General features: G+C 71.8%; 14 protein-coding genes. 8 read left to right on the top strand and 6 right to left on the bottom strand.

Features of this window, described 5'->3' with window-relative positions; translation table 11 throughout:
- Positions 1-25 precede the first annotated feature (25 nt).
- Positions 26-1462 carry a maltokinase gene (locus tag ACFYYT_RS06730; RefSeq protein WP_351826371.1) on the top strand — a complete coding sequence of 479 codons (1437 nt, stop codon included), beginning with the start codon at positions 26-28 and terminating at the stop codon, positions 1460-1462.
- On the top strand, positions 1459-3798 hold the full coding sequence (glgB, locus tag ACFYYT_RS06725; RefSeq protein ID WP_351826370.1) for a 1,4-alpha-glucan branching enzyme: 2340 nt from the start codon (positions 1459-1461) through the stop codon (positions 3796-3798). Before ACFYYT_RS06730 ends, glgB begins: the two co-directional genes overlap by 4 nt.
- Here the strand turns inward: glgB and trxA are convergent.
- Both trxA and ACFYYT_RS06715 read right to left on the bottom strand, forming a co-directional pair.
- Entirely contained in the window at positions 3785-4147 is a 363-nt protein-coding gene (trxA, locus tag ACFYYT_RS06720) for a thioredoxin (protein ID WP_351826369.1), read from the bottom strand. The two genes, glgB and trxA, sit on opposite strands and share 14 nt — an antisense overlap.
- Positions 4148-4176: 29 nt before the next feature.
- Positions 4177-4602, bottom strand: coding sequence for a MerR family transcriptional regulator (locus ACFYYT_RS06715; protein WP_351826368.1), 426 nt, complete (start codon positions 4600-4602; stop codon positions 4177-4179).
- 383 nt (positions 4603-4985) lie between these two features.
- Between ACFYYT_RS06715 and ACFYYT_RS06710 the strand changes: the two genes are divergently transcribed.
- The gene (locus ACFYYT_RS06710; protein ID WP_351826388.1) at positions 4986-5609 is read left to right on the top strand and encodes an XRE family transcriptional regulator; all 624 of its coding nucleotides are present in this window, start codon (positions 4986-4988) and stop codon (positions 5607-5609) included.
- 136 nt (positions 5610-5745) lie between these two features.
- Here the strand turns inward: ACFYYT_RS06710 and ACFYYT_RS06705 are convergent, their stop codons facing one another.
- Positions 5746-6771 (bottom strand): ATP-dependent 6-phosphofructokinase, encoded by a 1026-nt coding sequence (locus ACFYYT_RS06705; protein ID WP_351826367.1) that lies wholly within the window; start codon positions 6769-6771, stop codon positions 5746-5748.
- 275 nt (positions 6772-7046) lie between these two features.
- Between ACFYYT_RS06705 and pta the strand changes: the two genes are divergently transcribed.
- The 5 genes from pta to ACFYYT_RS06680 all read left to right on the top strand — a co-directional run bounded on the left by pta (position 7047) and on the right by ACFYYT_RS06680 (position 16409).
- The gene (gene pta, locus ACFYYT_RS06700) at positions 7047-9143 is read left to right on the top strand and encodes a phosphate acetyltransferase (protein ID WP_351826366.1); all 2097 of its coding nucleotides are present in this window, start codon (positions 7047-7049) and stop codon (positions 9141-9143) included.
- Positions 9144-9224: 81 nt separating this feature from the next.
- Positions 9225-10439, top strand: a complete 1215-nt coding sequence (locus ACFYYT_RS06695; protein WP_351826365.1) for an acetate kinase — start codon at positions 9225-9227, stop codon at positions 10437-10439.
- A 62-nt stretch (positions 10440-10501) separates the two neighbouring features.
- Positions 10502-11932, top strand: a complete 1431-nt coding sequence (gene pyk, locus ACFYYT_RS06690; protein ID WP_351826364.1) for a pyruvate kinase — start codon at positions 10502-10504, stop codon at positions 11930-11932.
- Positions 11933-12255: 323 nt separating this feature from the next.
- Entirely contained in the window at positions 12256-16032 is a 3777-nt protein-coding gene (locus tag ACFYYT_RS06685) for a hypothetical protein (protein ID WP_351826363.1), read from the top strand.
- Positions 16033-16049: 17 nt separating this feature from the next.
- On the top strand, positions 16050-16409 hold the full coding sequence (locus tag ACFYYT_RS06680) for a hypothetical protein (RefSeq protein WP_351826362.1): 360 nt from the start codon (positions 16050-16052) through the stop codon (positions 16407-16409).
- A gap of 72 nt (positions 16410-16481) precedes the next feature.
- Here the strand turns inward: ACFYYT_RS06680 and ACFYYT_RS06675 are convergent, their stop codons facing one another.
- The 3 genes from ACFYYT_RS06675 to ACFYYT_RS06665 form a co-directional block, all read right to left on the bottom strand.
- Complete coding sequence (locus ACFYYT_RS06675; RefSeq protein ID WP_351830871.1) at positions 16482-17816, bottom strand: hypothetical protein; 1335 nt, start codon at positions 17814-17816, stop codon at positions 16482-16484.
- Entirely contained in the window at positions 17806-18360 is a 555-nt protein-coding gene (locus ACFYYT_RS06670) for a DUF6114 domain-containing protein (protein ID WP_351830873.1), read from the bottom strand. The genes ACFYYT_RS06675 and ACFYYT_RS06670 overlap by 11 nt, the downstream gene beginning before the upstream one ends.
- A 104-nt stretch (positions 18361-18464) precedes the next feature.
- Positions 18465-19118, bottom strand: a complete 654-nt coding sequence (locus tag ACFYYT_RS06665; protein WP_351830876.1) for a DUF6230 family protein — start codon at positions 19116-19118, stop codon at positions 18465-18467.
- Positions 19119-19282 lie beyond the last annotated feature (164 nt).

The following is a 19282-nucleotide window of genomic DNA, read 5'->3' as shown; positions in this document are numbered from 1 at the left end:
CGGCCCGGGGAAAGGACTCGACGCCATGTCGGAGGCTTCATCCGCCCGGAGCCGGCTGACGGCCGACCGGGCGACCGGGATCGGCCCGCTGGAACCGATGCTGCGGGCCTGGCTGCCCGCCCAGCGCTGGTTCGCGGGCAAGGGCCGCGCCATCAGCAGGATCAGGGCCGTTTCCGCGGCCGAGCTGCTCCCACCGGGTTCCACCCCGGGGCTGCTGCACCTGCTCCTCGACGTGGACGGGGACTGCTACCAACTCCTGCTCGGCATCCGCCCGGCCCCCCTGCCGCCCACCCTCGCGCCCGCCCTGATCGGGCACGCGCAGAGCGGACCCCACGCGGGCCGGGCCGTGTACGAGGCCCTGGGCGACCCCCGGCTCGCCTCGATGCTGCTGGAGCGCCTGCGCTCCCCCGGCACCCTGGGGCCGCTGCGCTTCGACCGGGACCCGCACACCCCCGTCCCGGCCGGACTGGCCCCCCGCCCGCTGTCCGGCGAGCAGACCAACTCCTCTCTGATCTACGGGGATTCGTACATCCTGAAGGTGTTCCGCCGGGTCGGTCCCGGGGTCAACCCCGACCTGGAGCTGCCCAGGGCGCTGGCCGCCGCGGGCTGCGCCCGGGTGCCCGCGCCCGTCGCCTGGTACGAGGCGGAACTGCCCGGTGGAGAACCGTTGACCCTGGGCGTGCTCCAGCCCTACCTGCGCGGCTCCGACGACGGCTGGCAGCTGGCCCTGCGCCGGCTCGCCGCCGGCGCCGACTTCACCGCGGAGGCGCACGCGCTGGGCCGGGCCACCGCCGAGGTGCACAGCGCCCTGGCCGCCGCCCTGCCCACGGTGGCGCTGGGCCCCGAGCAGACCGCCCGGCTCGCCGCCGGGATGACCGCCCGGCTGGCCGCCACCGTCCGCGAGGTGCCCGCGCTCCAGCCGTACGAGGCCGGGCTGCGCGGCGCCTTCGACGCCCTGGCCGCCTCCCGGGGCGCGGGGGTCCCCGCCCAGCGCATCCACGGCGACCTGCACCTGGGGCAGACCCTGCGCACCGCCGACGGCAGCTGGGCACTGATCGACTTCGAGGGCGAGCCCGCGCGGCCGCTGGCCGACCGGCGCCGTCCCGAACCGGCCGTGCGGGACATCGCCGGAATACTGCGCTCCTTCGACTACGCCGCCCGCTCGCACCGGCCGTTCGCCCCCGCCTGGGCGGACGCCTGCCGCGCGGCGTTCTGCGAGGGCTACGCCCGCACCACCGGCCGCGACCCGCGTGAGGACGCCGTCCTGCTGCGCGCCTACGAGACCGACAAGGCGGTGTACGAGGCCCGCTACGAGTCCCGGCACCGTCCCGACTGGCTGCACGTCCCGATGGCGGCGATCCGCCGGCTGTCGGAACCCCAGCGGCCGGCCCACCGCATGCCCCCGCCGGCGAACCCCGCCGCCACCCCCCACCCGAAGCCCCCGAGGAGGCCGCTCGCGTGAGCGCCGCACGACAGCCGTCACCGACCGTCCGCGACAAGGCCGCAGCCGCACCCGCATCCGCACCGGCACCGGAGTCCGACGCGCCTGCCGCGCCCGCCACGCCCGCCACCCCGAAGGGGACCCGCGCCCCCCGGGCCCGCCGGGGCGCCCCTCCGCACGGGGTGCGTCCGGCCCCCGCGCTCGGCGCGGAGGAACGGGCCCGGCTCCTGGAGGGCCGCCACCACGATCCGCACGGGGTGCTCGGCGCCCGTGCGCAGCGCGGCGGCGTCGCCTTCCGGGTGCTGCGCCCGTACGCGAAGGCCGTCACGATCGTCGCGAAGGGGCTGCGGGCGGAACTCTTCGACGACGGGGACGGCCTCTTCTCCGGGCTGCTGCCCCTGACCGGGGTGCCGGACTACCGGCTCCTCGTGACGTACGACGGGGACGAGATCGAGGTCCACGACCCGTACCGGTTCCTGCCCGCGCTCGGGGAGCTGGACCTGCACCTGATCGGTGAGGGCCGGCACGAGGAGCTGTGGACGGCGCTGGGCTCGCAGCCGATGGAGCACCAGGGGGTGCGGGGCACCCGGTTCACGGTGTGGGCGCCCAATGCCCTGGGCGTGCGGGTGAGCGGGGACTTCTCGTACTGGGACTCGGTCGCGTACCCGATGCGCTCGCTCGGTGCGAGCGGGGTGTGGGAGCTGTTCCTGCCGGGGGTCGCCGAGGGGGCCCTGTACAAGTACGACGTCACGCGCCCGGACGGCGGCCACACCCTGCGGGCCGACCCGATGGCGCGCTACGCGGAGGTCCCGCCGGCGACCGCCTCGATCGTCACGGCCTCGCGGTACGAGTGGCAGGACGCCGACTGGATGGCGCGGCGCGGGCAGCGGGCGCCGCACCAGGCGCCGCTGTCGGTGTACGAGCTGCACCTGGCGTCGTGGCGGCCCGGGCTCTCCTACCGCCAGCTCGCCGAGCAGCTGCCGGCGTACGTGAAGGAACTGGGCTTCACGCACGTGGAGCTGATGCCGGTCGCGGAGCACCCCTTCGGCGGCTCGTGGGGCTACCAGGTCACCGGTTTCTACGCGCCGACCTCCCGCATGGGCTCCCCGGACGATTTCCGCCTCCTCGTGGACGCGCTGCACCGGGCCGGGATCGGGGTGATCGTCGACTGGGTGCCCGCGCACTTCCCGCGCGACGCCTGGGCGCTCGCCGAGTTCGACGGCCGGCCGCTGTACGAGCACCAGGACCCGCGCCGGGCCGCGCACCCGGACTGGGGGACGCTGGAGTTCGACTACGGGCGCAAGGAGGTCCGCAACTTCCTGGTGGCCAACGCCGTGTACTGGTGCCAGGAGTTCCATGTGGACGGGCTGCGCGTGGACGCGGTGGCCTCGATGCTCTACCTGGACTACTCCCGCGAGGAGGGCGACTGGTCACCGAACGCGCACGGCGGCCGGGAGGACCTGGACGCGGTCGCGCTGCTCCAGGAGATGAACGCCACCGTCTACCGGCGCTGCCCGGGCGTGGTGACGATCGCGGAGGAGTCCACCGCCTGGGACGGGGTGACCCGGCCCACGGATTCGGGCGGCCTGGGCTTCGGGCTGAAGTGGAACATGGGCTGGATGCACGACACCCTCGCGTACGTGTCGAAGGAGCCGGTGCACCGCAAGTACCACCACAACGACATGACCTTCGGGATGGTGTACGCCTTCAGCGAGAACTACGTGCTGCCGATCTCGCACGACGAGGTGGTGCACGGCAAGCGTTCGCTGGTGTCGAAGATGCCGGGCGACTGGTGGCAGCAACGGGCCACGCACCGCGCCTACCTGGGCTTCATGTGGGCCCACCCGGGCAAGCAGCTGCTGTTCATGGGGCAGGAGTTCGCCCAGGGCTCGGAGTGGTCGGAGGCGCACGGCCCCGACTGGTGGCTGCTGGACTCCTCCTACCCGGCGGCCGGTGACCACCGCGGCGTACGGGACCTCGTGCGCGACCTGAACCGCACGTACACGGCCTCGCCGGCGCTGTGGGAGCGCGACTCCGTGCCGGAGGGCTTCGCGTGGGTGGAGGCGGACGCCACCGAGGACAACGTGTTCGCCTTCCTGCGGTACGCGCACGACGGCTCGCAGCTGCTGTGCGTGTCGAACTTCTCGCCCGTGGTGCGGCACGGCTACCGCGTCGGGGTGCCGGAAGAGGTGCCGCAGTGGCGCGAGGTCCTCAACACGGACCTGGAGGCGTACGGCGGGAGCGGCGTCCACCACGCCCGGCCGCTGCGCCCCGAGCCGGTACCGGCCCAGGGGCGCGCGGCGAGCCTGCGGATGACGCTGCCGCCGATGGCGACGGTGTGGCTCAGGCCGTCGTAACGGCGGGCCGCTGCTCCAGGTGCTCTTCGAGTTCCTGGAGCAGCTTGCGCTTGGGGCGGGCCCCGACCATCTGGCGCACGGGTTCGCCGTCCCGGAAGACGATCAGGGTCGGCGCGGCGAGCACGCCGTAGCGGGCGGCGGTGGCCGGGTTGCGGTCGACGTCGATCTGGACGACCTTGAGCCGGCCGGCCTCCTCGGCGGCGATGGCGGACAGGACGGGGGCGAGCTGGCGGCAGGGGCCGCACCAGTCCGCCGTGAACTCCACCAGTACGGGCAGCCGCCCCTCCTCCAGTACCTCCGCGGTGAAGTCGGCGTCGGTCACTTCGGACACGCCCCGGGCGTGGATCATGTCGTTCCCCTCTCGTGTGGGTGGTGCGGTCAGCCGGTCATCTCGCAGCGCGGCGCGGGGGGTTCCCCGCCGGCGACGGTCGCCGCGGCGATGCTCTCGGCGGCGATGGCCTCGGCGGCGGCCAGCTGCCGGGCGACCTGCTCGCGTACGCCGGCGAGCTGGCCGATGAGCTCGTCGAGCTCTTCGAGCTTGCTGCGGTAGACGGCCAGGGAGGCCGGGCAGGAGTCGCCGGCCGGGTGGCCGGCGCGCAGGCAGTCGACGAAGGGCCGGGTCTCCTCCAGGTCGAAGCCGAAGTCCCGGAGCGTGCGGATCTGCCGTAGCAGGCGCAGGTCGTCCTCGTCGTAGTCGCGGTAGCCGTTGCCGGTCCGCCGTGCGGCCAGCAGTCCGCGCGATTCGTAGTACCTGAGGGTCCGTGTGCTGGTCCCGGCCCGCTTCGCCAGTTCGCCGATGCGCATGGGCCGACCGTATTCCTTGACGCCGACGTCAAGGCAAGGGCCCTCGCCGCCCCCGTGGGCGAGGGCCCTCGTCATGGGTCACGTACGGGAGGGGGCACGGGTTCGCGGTGTGTGACGGGGATCACATGCCGAGTGTCGGGAGGCGCCTGAATTGGAGTGGCCGGATCCGTACGCTGTGGAAGGATCATCGACCAATCCGATTACCGGACAGTCGCAGGGAAACCCGGCCAAACCGTCGAACTTCCTCGTACTTTCCTATGAGTTATGAGCTTGTTTGTTTGGTTGGTAGTCGTCATGGCTCAGCCACTCCTACGGTGTGCCGTGTGCACTCCAGCCCCCCTTTCAATGCCCCCGCCGCGCGTCGTCTGCGCGCGGCCCTGGGCATGGCTCCCGGTCATGTCGCCTATGGCCTGCGGGCCCAGTACGGACTGCTCGTCGCGCCCGAAACCGTGATGGCCTGGGAACGGGGCGAGCTGTCCCCCACCTCCGCCGAACTCACGGCACTCGCCGGCGTGCTCTGGTGCTCCCCCGGGGAACTGCTCGCCGAGCCCGTCACCCTGCGCGAACACCGCCTGGCCCGGGGCATGGACCCCGAGGACCTGGCCCGCCGGATCGGGCTGGACGCGGGCTCGTACCAGAAGATGGAGGACACCGGACGCTGGAAGGGCAACGAACGCCAGTCCGCCGCCCTCGCCTCGACGCTCGGCCTGAACCTCGCGCAGTTCGTGACGGCGACGGGCAAGGAGGAAGAGCTCGCCGGACTGCTGCGCAGTGCGGTCACCACCCGCTGGCAGGCGTACGTGAAACCGGTGGCCAAGCTGCTGCCGGTGCCCAAGGCCCATCTGGAGCGGGTGCTGGAGCGGCTCCACAACGACTACCAGTCGCGGATGGTGGCCACCCTGAGCTGGGGCGGCGGCCAGGGCGCGGACGGGGCCGGGGACTCGGGCCGGGAGTTCCTCGCGGAGATCGTGGACCGCTTCTGGTCGATGGCCGGCGGTGCGGGATAGGTCACACGCGCGGCGCCCCGGGGTGCCCGCCCGGGACGACGAAGCGGCCCCGGGCGCTCCGAGGAGGAGGCGCACCGGGGCCGTTCGGCTGAGAAGAGGGGCCGGAGGTCCCGGCCGCACCGGCCGGGCGGGCCGGTCAGAAGACGGACTCGGCCTCGTACATCCGGTGGTCCGGCACGGTCTTCAGCTCGGTGACGGCGTGCGCGAGGGGGGCCATCACGATGTCGGTGCCGCGCAGGGCGGTCATGTTGCCGAACTCGCCGCGGTGGACGGCCTCGACCGCGTGCCAGCCGAAGCGGGTCGCGAGGACGCGGTCGTAGGCGGTGGGGGTGCCGCCGCGCTGGACGTGGCCGAGGATGACCGGACGGGCCTCCTTGCCCAGGCGCCGCTCCAGCTCGACGGCGAGGCGGTTGCCGATGCCGGCGAAGCGCTCGTGACCGTACTGGTCGATCTCGCCCTTCTCGTACGGCATGGAGCCCTCGGCCGGGTGCGCGCCCTCGGCGACGCAGACGACGGCGAACTTCTTGCCGCGGGCGAAGCGTTCCTCCACCATCTTCACCAGGGCGTCCACCTCGAAGGGGCGCTCGGGCAGGCAGATGCCGTGGGCGCCGCCGGCCATGCCCGACTCCAGGGCGATCCAGCCCGCGTGCCGGCCCATGACCTCGACGACCATCACGCGCTGGTGCGATTCGGCGGTGGTCTTGAGGCGGTCGATGGCTTCGGTCGCGACCATGACGGCGGTGTCGAAGCCGAAGGTGCGGTCGGTGGAGGAGATGTCGTTGTCGATCGTCTTCGGTACGCCCACCACCGGCATCCCGGCGTCGGAGAGCATCCGGGCGGCCGTCAGGGTGCCCTCGCCGCCGATCGGGATGAGGGCGTCGATGCCGTAGCGCTTGGCGAGCTCCTGGGCGTTCTCGGCGGCCTCGTGGAGGCGGGCGCGCTCCATGCGGGCCGAGCCGAGGATCGTGCCGCCCCGGGCGAGAATGCCACTGACGGCATTGATGTCGAGCGGACGGTAGTGGCCGTCGAGGAGGCCCTTGAAACCGTCCTCGAAACCGATGACCTCGTCCCCGTGCCCGACCAGGGCGCGGTGTACGACCGACCGGATGACAGCGTTGAGACCCGGGCAGTCGCCGCCTGCGGTGAGAACTCCGATACGCATCGTGCTGTGTCTCCTGCTCCTGGTCGTACCTGGCCGTACGCGTGCGGACGGACGGCTGTACATATGAAGGGCGTATTGGTGAAGCCTGTCCGATTGTTCCACGGGCCAGGGGGGAGGCGCGCTCCGTACCGATCCGCCCCCAGGGCCTTTCGGCCCCCTCGGACAGGCCCTTTTTCCGGCGGGCGCCCTACCGATCCACAGAGGTATTGTCAAGAGGTCAAGCCCACCCCAACTGGGTCAATCGACTCCCAGGCACACATGGACGGAGAGCACGCGTGACGCGCAGCGTGTATGTGACCGGTATCGAGCGGGGGGACGGCCGCCAGGTCGTCGAACTGGGCATCATGGAGCTCCTGGCCCGGCAGACCGGCCGGGTCGGCGTCTACCGTCCACTGCTCCACGATGGGCCCGACCGTCTGTTCGACCTGCTCAAGGCCCGCTACCGCATCGAGCAGGACGCGACGACGGCCTACGGCATGGAGTACCAGGAGGCCTCGGCGATCCTGGCCGAGAAGGGCACCGACGAGCTGGTGTCCCGGCTGGTCGACCGCTACCACCGGGTGGCCCGCGACTACGAGGTCATGCTCGTCCTCGGCACCGACTACGCCGATACGAACCTCCCCGACGAGCTGGCGCTGAACGCCCGCCTCGCCAACGAGCTGGGCGCGGTCGTCGTCCCCGTGGTCGGCGGCACCAAACGCCCCGCCGAGTCCGTGCGCGCCGAGGCCCGCAACGCCTACCGCGCCTACCAGGGCCTGGGCTGCCACGTGGTGGCGATGGTCGTCAACCGGGTGGCCGCCGAGGACCGCGACCTCATAGCCGAGCGGCTCGCGGCCCGGCTGCCCGTGCCCTGTTACGTCCTGCCCGACGACAAGTCCCTCTCCGCCCCCACCGTCGCCCAGATCACCGCGGCCCTCGACGGCGAGGTGCTCCTCGGCGACGAGGCCGGGCTGGCGCGCGACGCCGTGGACTTCGTCTTCGGCGGCGCGATGCTCCCGAACTTCCTGAACGCCCTGACCCCCGGCTGCCTGGTCGTCACCCCCGGCGACCGCTCCGACCTGGTCATCGGGGCACTGGCCGCGCACACCTCGGGGACCCCGCCGATCGCCGGCGTGCTGCTGACCCTGAACGAGCGGCCGGCCCCGCACATCCTGGAGATGGCCTCCCGGCTCGCGCCCGGCACCCCGGTGGTGTCGGTGGCCGGCAACAGCTTCCCGACGGCGGCCGAACTCTTCGCGCTGCAGAGCCGGTTGAACTCCGCCACCCCGCGCAAGCTGGAGACCGCACTCGGCCTGTTCGAGCGGCACGTGGACACCTCCGAGCTGCGCGACCTGCTCTCGGTCGCCCGCTCCGAGCGGGTCACCCCGATGATGTTCGAGCACGAGCTGCTGGAGCGGGCCCGGTCCGAGCGCCGCCGCGTGGTGCTGCCCGAGGGCACCGAGGAACGGGTGCTGCGCGCCGCCGACGTGGTGCTGCGCCGCGGGGTCTGCGACCTGACCCTGCTGGGCGAGGAGCCCGCCATCCTGAAGAAGGCCGCGGACCTGGGCATCGACATCTCGGGGGCGCAGCTGATCGACCCCGCCACCTCCCCCCTGCGGGAACGGTTCGCCGCGTACTACGCCAAGGCGCGCGCCCACAAGGGCATGACCATCGAGCTGGCCGGCGACGTGGTCACCGACGCGAACTACTTCGGCACCCTGATGGTCCAGGAGGGCTTGGCCGACGGCATGGTCTCCGGCTCGGTGCACTCCACCGCCGCCACCATCCGCCCCGCCTTCGAGATCATCAAGACCAAGCCGGAGGCCTCCATCGTCTCCTCCGTCTTCTTCATGTGCCTGGCCGACAAGGTCCTCGTCTACGGCGACTGCGCGGTCAACCCGGACCCGAACGCCGAGCAGCTCGCCGACATCGCCGTCCAGTCCGCAGCCACGGCCGCCGCCTTCGGGGTCGAGCCGCGGATCGCGATGCTCTCGTACTCGACCGGGACCTCCGGCTCCGGCGCCGACGTGGACAAGGTCCGCAAGGCCACCGAGCTCGTCCGCGCGCAGCGGCCCGACCTGCTGATCGAGGGGCCGATCCAGTACGACGCCGCCGTGGAGCCCTCGGTTGCGGCCACCAAGCTGCCGGAGTCCGAGGTGGCCGGCCGGGCGAGCGTGCTGATCTTCCCCGACCTCAACACGGGCAACAACACGTACAAGGCCGTGCAGCGTTCGGCGGGCGCCGTGGCGGTCGGACCGGTGCTCCAGGGTCTGCGCAAGCCGGTCAACGACCTCTCCCGCGGGGCGCTGGTCCAGGACATCGTCACCACCGTGGCGATCACCGCGATCCAGGCGCAGACCGAGCGGGCGTCGGGGGCGATCCCCGACGCCTGAGCCCGCCCGCCGCCCGCGCCCCCACCATGGCGCGCACCTCCCGCCCGTAGCACCGTCCCCTCCCGAGAAGGCTCCGCACCCGTGACCGCAACGCGCGTACTCGTCCTCAACTCCGGCTCCTCGTCCGTCAAGTACCAGCTCCTCGACATGGCGGACCACTCCCGCCTGGCCGTGGGCCTGGTGGAGCGGATCGGCGAGGAGACCTCCCGGCTGTCGCACGAGCCCCTGACGGGGCCGGGCGCCGCGGGCGGCAAGCGCGAGCGCACCGGACCGATCGCCGACCACCGCGCCGCCCTGGAGGCGGTGGCCAAGGAGATGCGCGCCGACGGAATGGGCCTGGACTCCCCCGAGCTGGCGGCCGTGGGCCACCGGGTGGTGCACGGCGGCACGAAGTTCACCCGGCCCACGGTGATCGACGACGCGGTGCTCGCGGAGATCCGCGACCTCATCCCGCTGGCCCCGCTGCACAACCCGGCCAACGTGATGGGCATCGAGGTGGCCCGCTCGCTGCGCCCCGACCTCCCGCAGGTGGCCGTCTTCGACACGGCCTTCCACTCGACGATGCCGGAGCACGTGGCCCGGTACGCGATCGACGTGGCGACGGCCGACAAGTACGCCATCCGGCGCTACGGCTTCCACGGCACCTCGCACGCCTACGTCTCCCGGGCGACGGCCGCGCTGCTGGGCAAGCCGGCCGAGGACGTCAACGTGATCGTGCTCCACCTGGGCAACGGGGCCTCCGCCTCGGCCGTCCGGGGCGGGGTGTGCGAGGAGACCTCCATGGGCCTGACCCCGCTGGAGGGCCTGGTCATGGGCACCCGTTCGGGCGACCTGGACCCGGCGGTGGTCTTCCACCTGGCCCGGGTCGGCGGGCTGTCCGTCGAGGAGATCGACTCGCTGCTGAACAAGAAGAGCGGTCTGCTGGGTCTGTGCGGCGACAACGACATGCGCGAGGTGCAGCGGCGCGCGGACGAGGGCGACCCGGCGGCGCGCCTCGCGCTGGCGGCGTACGTCCACCGTCTGAAGAAGTACATCGGCGCCTATACGGCGGTACTCGGGCGGGTGGACGCGGTGGTGTTCACGGCGGGCGTCGGCGAGAACGCGGCCGCCGTCCGGGAAGCTGCGGTGGCCGGTCTGGAGGAGCTGGGTCTGGCGCTGGACCTCCAGGCCAACGCGGAGCGCTCCGGCGAGCCGCGTCTCATCTCGGCGGAGTACGCGCGGGTGGCCGTGGCGGTGGTGCCGACGGATGAGGAACTGGAGATCGCGGACCAGGCGTACGCGTTGGTTACCCAGTAGTCACTTGGACTTTCCACCAGACGGAATATTCCGCTACGAAACAAACCGATAGGATCCGCTCCATGCGCCGTTCCAAAATCGTCTGCACGCTGGGCCCCGCCGTCGACTCGTATGAGCAGCTGAAAGCGCTCATCGAGGCAGGTATGAACGTGGCCCGATTCAACTTCAGCCACGGATCCCAGGCAGAACACCAGGAGCGGTACGACCGCGTCCGGAAGGTCTCCGAGGACACCGGGCGAGCGGTCGGCGTCCTCGCCGACCTCCAGGGCCCCAAGATCCGCCTGGAGACCTTCGCCGAGGGTCCCGTCGAGCTGGTGCGCGGTGACGAGTTCACCATCACCACCGAGGACGTCCCGGGCGACAAGTCCATCTGCGGCACCACCTACAAGGGTCTCCCGGGCGACGTCGCCAAGGGTGACCAGATCCTGATCAACGACGGCAACGTCGAGCTCCGGGTGACCGGGGTCGAGGGCCCCCGGGTCAAGACCATCGTCATCGAGGGCGGTGTCATCTCGGACCACAAGGGCATCAACCTGCCGGGTGCCGCCGTGAACGTCCCCGCCCTGTCGGAGAAGGACGTCGACGACCTCCGGTTCGCCCTGCGGATGGGCTGCGACATGGTCGCCCTGTCCTTCGTCCGCGACGCCGGCGACGTCAAGGACGTCCACAAGGTGATGGACGAGGAGGGCCGCCGGGTCCCCGTCATCGCCAAGGTGGAGAAGCCGCAGGCCGTCGAGAACATGGAGGCCGTGGTCGCGGCCTTCGACGCGGTCATGGTGGCCCGCGGCGACCTCGCCGTCGAGTACCCGCTCGAAAAGGTCCCGATCGTCCAGAAGCGGCTCATCGAGATGTGCCGCCGCAACGCCAAGCCGGTGATCGTCGCGACCCAGATGATGGAGTCGATGATCACCAACTCCCGCCCGACCCGCGCCGAGGCCTCCGACGTGGCCAACGCGATCCTGGACGGGGCGGACGCGGTCATGCTGTCGGCCGAGTCCTCGGTGGGTGCCTACCCGATCGAGACCGTCAAGACGATGTCGAAGATCGTCGCGGCGGCCGAGGAGGAGCTCCTGTCCAAGGGCCTCCAGCCGCTGGTCCCGGGCAAGAAGCCCCGTACCCAGGGCGGCTCCGTCGCCCGCGCGGCCTGCGAGATCGCGGACTTCCTCGACGGCAAGGCGCTCATCGCCTTCACCCAGTCCGGGGACACGGCCCGCCGGCTCTCGCGCTACCGCGCGACCCAGCCGATCCTGGCCTTCACCACGGACGTCAACACCCGCAACCAGCTCACGCTGAGCTGGGGCGTCGAGTCCTACGTCGTCCCGCACGTGGACAACACCGACGCGATGGTCGACCTCGTGGACGGCGAGCTGCACAAGCTGGCCCGCTACAACGAGGGCGACACCATGGTCATCACGGCCGGCTCGCCCCCCGGCGTCCCCGGCACGACCAACATGGTCCGCGTCCACCACGTGGGCGGCAGCCCCCGCGGCTGACCGCCGCCACCCCACCTCTGCCGCACAGAGACCGAGGGCGGCACTCCGGATCCCGATGGGATCCCGGGGTGCCGCCCTCGGTGCGTCCGACGCGGCCCGCGATCCCGCGCCTGACCTGTGGGCTGCCTGTGCGATCCCTGTGCGTTTTCTACCTGCCGGTAGGGATGGCCGAAAATCGCTACCGGAGGTAACCAAGATCGTGACAGTGTCAGGCCACGCCTTGGGGGAAGGCAGAACACTCATCACACGCGCCTGACCAGCGCATACACACGTACGTGCCTTCCTTCGGGCTGCCCGAGCACTCCAAGGAAAAAGGCAGACACGTGCACAGATCGACCCTTCTGAGGGGCAGGAGCCCAGCCATCCGGGCCGCCGTACGCCGCGGCCTCGCCGGCACCGCCCTCGCCACCAGCGCCGCCCTGCTGGCCGGCCTGATCAGCGCCGCCCCGGCGTCGGCGGTGGAGATACCGCCGGACGACGAACCGGCGTACCGGCCGATCAGCCTGGGCACCGATGCCCGCATGGACCGCTGCGCGGGCGGTTTCGCCCTGCACGTCGGCGGCCCGGAATTGAAGAAGGCGGCGGCCAAGGCCCTGACCGGCACCCCGGCCGAGCTCGCCGCTGCCACCGACCTGAGCATGGGCATGGACCCGCTGCGCCAGGCGATGCTCAAGGACCGGGACGCCTACGCGGGCTCCTTCGGCGAGGCGAGCGACCGGCGGGACCGGTGGCAGGCGTCGAACAAGGTCTACTGGGAAACCGGGGACCGGGGTGGGGTCGCGCGGTACGCCCCCGAGTTCGACAAGGACATCGTCGCCTTCACCTACGACCTGCGGAACCTGTACTACCGGCTGGGCGAAGACGGCCACGCTCCGGCCACCAAGGCCGCCACCGACAAGGCGCGGGAACTGGCCGCCCAGCTCAAGGGCCAGGACCTCAACCTGGACTTCGTCACCGACTCCCTGCTGGGCGACGCGGAGAAGGCCGAGTACAACTACGGCTCCGCCACCGCCAGCGACATCGCCCGCTACCTGCGGCTCGGCGGCTACATGAAGCAGGCGCCGGCCGAGAACTCGGTCGAGTTCCGTCTTGAGGTCGAGGCCCTCAAGGCCGCCTGGGGCGCCTGTGACAGCCGCAACCCGATCGACTTCTACCGGGTCATGTCCCCGATCGTCGTGACGGCGCACCTGGAGTGGGAGCAGGAGTACGCCGCCCAGACCACCGCGCGCAACGAGATCGTCAACGCCGAGGTCAGCGCCGCCACGGAGGCCCGCAAGGCCACCGAGGCCATGATCGAGTCCCTCGGCCAGGCATGGCTCGCCGACCAGATCCTGACCTGGCAGAAGTACTGGGCGGGCCAGCCCGCCAACGCTTCCAACCGGCCCGCCGCCGCCGTGTTCACCCAGGCGACGAAGGACCTGGCGACGGCCCGGACCCGGGCGGCCGACCAGGTGAAGCTCGCCGCGGCCGCGTCGACGGCCGCCAAGACCGCCTCGGACAAGGCCGGCACCGCCCAGAACACGGCCTGGGCCATCGCGGACGCGGCCAAGACCCCGCGCGGGCGCGGCCTGCTGTTCGCCCAGCAGTCCGTCCAGGTGGCCAAGGCCTCGGCCGCGGCCGCCGAGGCGGCGTCGAAGGCCGCCCTGACCGCGTCGAACGCCGCGAAGGCGACCGTCGCGGACAGCAAGACCCTCTACGCCCTGGCCCAGACCCAGTCGCACGCGGTGAACACCGAGTTCCGCCGCATCGCCGCGCAGGAAGCCGCCGCCCAGGCCAAGGCCGCCGCGACCTCGGCAGCGGCCCAGGCGAAGGAAGCCGCGGACAACGCCACCAAGGCGAAGGCCGCCCAGGCGAAGGCCGAGACCGCCCAGGCCACCGCCAAGGCCGCCGCAGAGAACGCCAAGGCACAGCGCCTCAAGGCGGAGCAGGAACGCGACGTCGCCAAGGCGGAGCACGCCAAGGCGACGGCGGCACGGAACAAGGCCCTGGCGGCCGAGGGCCGGGCCACCACCGAACGAGAGGCGGCCGCCAAGGCCAAGGCCGCAGCCGAGAACGCGGGTGATACCGCCGCGGACAAGCGGGACGCCGCCGAGGCCTCCGAAGCCAAGGCCGCACTGGCCCGAGACAACGCGGCCGAGGCCGAACGCACGATGCGGGCGAAGGACGCCCGCGCCGCCGCCCTGGAGTCGGCGGCCGCCGCCGCCGAGGGCACGGCGGCGGCTGGTGACAGCCGCAAGGCCGCCACGGAGGCACGTACCGCCGCCAACGACGCGAAGGGGGCGGCGGGCCGGGCACGTACCGCCGCCGACGAGGCGGGTACCGCGGCGGTCGACGCCCGCGCCGCCGCCACCCGCGCCGACGGCGCCGCCGCGCGGGCGCAGGCCGCGTACGACAACGCGAACTCGCAGTGGTGGAACAGCTACGCGGCCGCCCAGACCGCGCACGCCGCGGCTGCCGAGGCGATCGACGCCTCGGCAGCCGCGTCCGCGAACGTCGTCAAGGCCGAGCAGGAGGCGAAGAAGGCTCAAGCCGCCACGGTCCAGGCCAAGAAGGACGCCACCGCCGCCAAGGCCGAGGCCGAGCAGACCTCGGCCTGGTCCGTGGCCACTGCCGGGCACGCCTTCGCCACCTCGCAGGCGGCCCTGGCGGCCCGCGACTCCGCCGCCGAGGCAGCCAAGCCGGCCAACGCCGCCATCGCGATCGGCACCCCGTACCGCCAGTCGGACTCTGCCGCGGCCTTCGCGGTCTTGATCGGCCAGACGGCCAAGCCCCTCGCCGACCAGCAGGCGGCCGCGGCTACCGCCAGTTCCGCCGAGGCCACGAAGGCGGCTGCCGCCGCTCAGGCACTCGCCGACAAGGCGAGCGGCGACGCCAAACTCGCCGCGCAAGCCGCTGCTGCCGCCGCCGCGGACACGGCCGCGGCCCTGAAGTCGGTGGCCGCGGCGCGCGCCTCCGCCACCACCGCCGCTGCCGCCGCCAACGCCGCGAAGACGGCGGACACCAAAACGACGGAGTACAACGCCCAGGCCGGAGCCGAGGTCGTCCTCGCCGGGAGCGCGTCGAGGGATGCCGCGAGCGAGGCGGCGGCCGCGAACAGCGAGGCCACCGAGGCCGAGAAGAGCGCCGCCAACGCCCGTACAGCGGCGAACGCGGCGACCGCGGACGCGAACGCGGCGAGCAGCACGGCCACCAAGGCCGAGTCCGACGCGAAGGCCGCCGAAGGCGCCGCCGCCAATGCCCAGCAGTCCGCGAAGGACGCGGACGCCTCGGCGGACCGGGCCGAAGAGGCCTACCGCAAGTGGGAGGAAGAACTCCGCGCCGCGCAGCTGGCCTCCGCCAAGTCCAACGGCGGCCCCGGATACGGCGGAGCCGACCTGAACGTCAGCGAGGAGGACGCGCTGCGCAAGGCCTGTGGACAGGCCTGCGTGGACGAGTACCGCGCCGCCCTCGCCGCAGCCAACAAGGACGTGATCGACTGGGCGATCGAGAACGGCGGCCAGATCCTCCTCGACGTCCTGGGCGTCACCGACGCGAGGAAGTGCTTCTCCACCCTGGACGTGGAGAGCTGCCTGTGGACGGCACTGAACGTCATCCTCGTCGGCGCCGCGGTGCTGAAGATCCCCCAGCTCGCCGTGGCCGTGGCGAAGATCGCCAGCGGGCTCGGCAAGTACTTCGCCGTGACGGCGTCCGCCGCCCAGACGCTGGCGCGTCTGAAGCCGCTCGCGATCGTCAGCGCACACGTGCCGTTCAGCGCCATCCGCGTCACCAGCGCGGCGGGCATCAGTCCCACGCTCCTCAAGCGCGCCGTCGAAGCGGGCGGCTACAAGTGGACGATCAGCACGGGCCACGCCTTCCACCGGGCCCACGACGCCCGGAAGGGCGAGGTGGCCTTCCCCGCGCTGGACACGACACACCTGAACCCCGACGACATCGAAAAGGCGCTCATCCTCAAGACCCTTGAGCACATGGGCAAGGGCGGGAGCATGGAGGGACTGCAGAAACTGGACGTCGTCGTCGACGGCATCAGGATCATGGGGCACATCTTCAAGGTCGGAGCGGACAAGATCTCCCTGTCGACGTACTACCAAATCGCAATGTGACCGGACAGGGAACCACCGTGACAGATCTGATGAAGCTGGGGCGCGGAGTCGTCCCCGAGGACAACCCGGACGTTACCCCCGTGCAGTTCGGCATCGCCGAGTTCGAGTACGTCGAGAAGATCATCTACGCCGACCCGGACGAGATCCTCTCGATGGTGCGCGCGCTGAAGGCCGAGAACTTCATCGGGCTCCCCCCCTGGGCGCGCAACCTGGCCTACCGGATCGTCTGCCTGCAGCGACCGGATGACGCCGCGCTGCTGCGCGAGGCCGCGGACGATCTCCTCGCCTTCGGTCCCGACTGGGACGACATCGCCGAGGACCTCCAGGCCAAGGCAGACCGCATGGAGCAGGAGGGCGGCACCGGCTCCGCTTCCTGACCCCGCACCGCAACGGGTCGTGGCCCGCACCCCCGAGGGGGTGCGGGCCACTTCCGCGCAGGGGGTACCGGACTACTTCTCCGCCGGGCCGATGTACGTCTTCAGGCCCGGGACGGTGAGGTTGCCGCCGAACTGGCCGGCCTGGACGACCTTGACGTTCGTGAAGAACGCGAAGGGGACGTTCAGGGGCGGCGGGCTGTTCGGGGTGAACTCGATCGGGATGAGACCGAAGAGGTTGCCCTTCAGGCTCTCGGTGTACATCGTCACCTTGGCGTCCCGGATCGTGGACGTCGAGCCCGGGCGGGACTTCAGGTGGGCGACGGTGCTGCCGGTGCCGACCGTCTGGTACAGGTCCTTGATGTCCAGCGAGTCCGCGGTGAACTTCAGGACCTTCTTGATCTTGCCGCCCGCCGTCTTCACCTCGACGATGCCCGCGTAGTCCAGGCCGTAGAGGGTCAGCATCGAGCTGTCCAGGTACCAGGGCTCGTCCGGCAGGAGCGGGACGCCCGGCTCCAGCTTCGCGTCGGCCAGGGCCTTGGCGTCGAGGGTCGGGCAGGGGAAGGGCTGCTTGCCGTCCGGGTCCGTGGACGCCGAGGTGGAGGGTGACGGCGAGGGGGAGGCGTCGGGGCCGGTCGCGTCGTCGGCCTTCTTGCCGTCGGCGGTCTTGCCCGTCTCGTCCTTCGGGGTCTTGGCGGTGTCCTTGACGTCCTGGGACAGCTCCTTGACGCCGGCGCCCGCCTTCTGCGCCGCCTCGCGGATCGCGTCCGCCGCCGGGTCCTTGGCCTTCGCCGTGGCGCTCGGGGTGGGCGCCGGCGTCGGGGTGGCCGGCTTCTGCGCGTCCTTGAGCGGCCTGCCGAGCGCGTCGACGAGCCCCTTGAGGGCGTCGCCCACTCCCAGCGGGTCGAGCGGGTTCGTGCTCTTGGCCGAAGGGGACGGGGAGGACGGGGAGGGCGCGGAGGAGGGGGTGCTCGCGGACGGCTTGGGCGCCGGGGGCACCTTCGTGTCCGCTGCCTTCTCCTTCGTACCGGAGCCGGCGGCCGAGCCCGAGGGGGTGGTGACCGGCTTCGGGGTCCCGCTCGCGCCCGGCGAGGGCGTCGCGGTGGGCGACGTGCTCGGCGAAGGGGTCTTCGAGGGAGACGGCGAGGCCGACTCGGAGGGCTCGTCGGAGCGCGTCACGCAGGGGCCCGGCGCGAAGGGGATGTCCTTCTCGTCGGCCAGGGCCAGCTTCGGCGTGATGCTCATCCCGACGAGCACGGCGGTCGGCATCGCGGCCAGCGCCATCGTCTTCCCGACGGGTATCTGGAGCTTGGTCAGCAGCGACTTCCTGGGCGCCGCGTGCCGCGGGCCCCTTCTTTCACGGGACTCTGCGCCAGGGGTCGCCCCCCGCTGCGTCTCGTCACCCCGCACTGTTCCTCCCGCCATCGGCGTGGGCAGTCTTCTCGGTCACGTAGGCCGTATCCATGTCACGGGGCCCGGGGAACGGCAGGGAGCCGCCGGCGAATCCCTCCGCCTCGGCCGTCTCCATGTCCTGCGGCTCCGGCTCCGCCGGCCTTCCCGGTGCCCAGGACAGCGCGAGCGCGCCGCCGAGCAGGGAGAAGAGGAACCCGAAGAAGAAGCCGCCCAGGTTCGACACCGGCAGGGAGACCAGCGCGAGGAGGATCGCCGCGACACCGGCGAACACCCGCATGGCCTGCTGGAACCAGAGGGCGATGCCGAGGGTGATCAGCAGGATGCCGATGATCAGCGAGCCCGCTCCGGCGGTCGTCGCCATGGCGATGGTGACGTTGCCCAGCCGGAGGTCCGCGTACGGGAAGTAGGCGATCGGCACGCCGCCGATGGCGGTGAAGAGCCCCGCCCAGAAGGGCCGTTCCCCCCTCCAGGCACGGAAGCGGTAGTACACCACGGTGAACCAAGCGTCGTCTGCGGCGCGAACCGGGGCCTGGGGGTTCATGGACAACAGCTCCCTGGAAACGGTGGTACGGAAACTCTGTGGAGCCCGCGGGGACGGACGGCGGCGTGCGCCGCCCGCCCTCGCGGTCACTCGGCCAGGACCGGCTACTTCTCGTCCTTGTAGCACGGCTCGTCGCCGCTGAGCAGACGGAGCTTGAGGTTGGGCAGCGTGAAGGTGCCCGCCGTCGTCGCCCACGCCTTCTGACGGACGTTCGTCAGCACGGCCTTCTTGGCGCGCTGCGAGAACAGACCACCGCTGGCTACCGTGTTGGCCTGCGGCGCGGTCGGGTGGTCCTTGTCCGCCGCGTCCGCGACCGCGACACCGATGTCCAGGTCGGTGAACTTGGCGTCGGTGTCCAGCTCGGCGACATCCAGGTAGATGTTCTCCGCGACCGCCGGCGTGCCCTTGTTGCCCGTCCGCAGCTGCATCGTGATCGCGCCGATGCCCGGGATCGGGGTCACCAGCGACTGGCACATGTTGGTGATTTCCGCGTGGCGGAACCCGGAGATGGTGACCGGGTGCTGGGCCTCGCCCTTGCCGTCCGCGGTCTTGCCCTTGGCGACGCTGCCGTACTGGAGCAGGTCGTCACCGTCGAGCTTGTCGGCCGAGACCTTGAAGTCCTGGCCGGAGACGCTGAAGGACGCCGCGAGGGCACCCTGCGCCAGACCCACACCGACCGCGGCCGTGGCCGCGATGCTCGGCACCATGACGAGCGCGAAGCGCTTCCATCTGGTCCCACCACGAACCTGAGAACTCATACTTCGTTCCTCCTTCTCGGACGTACATCTCCGGTCCGGGCCGTGCCCGTCCTGGGATGGGAGAAGTGCTACGTCCTCGGGAAGGAGCGCAGGAGGCCGGGGTGTGGCTGTGCCACGTCCCGTACACCGGCGATCACCCCCGAGCGACAACCACTGGGCCACGC

It is taken from the genome of Streptomyces sp. NPDC002032, assembly GCF_042890765.1.
GTDB lineage: Bacteria > Actinomycetota > Actinomycetes > Streptomycetales > Streptomycetaceae > Streptomyces.
The sequence above is the reverse complement of the archived record's forward strand: the minus strand, read 5'-3'. Positions and strand labels throughout refer to the sequence as shown.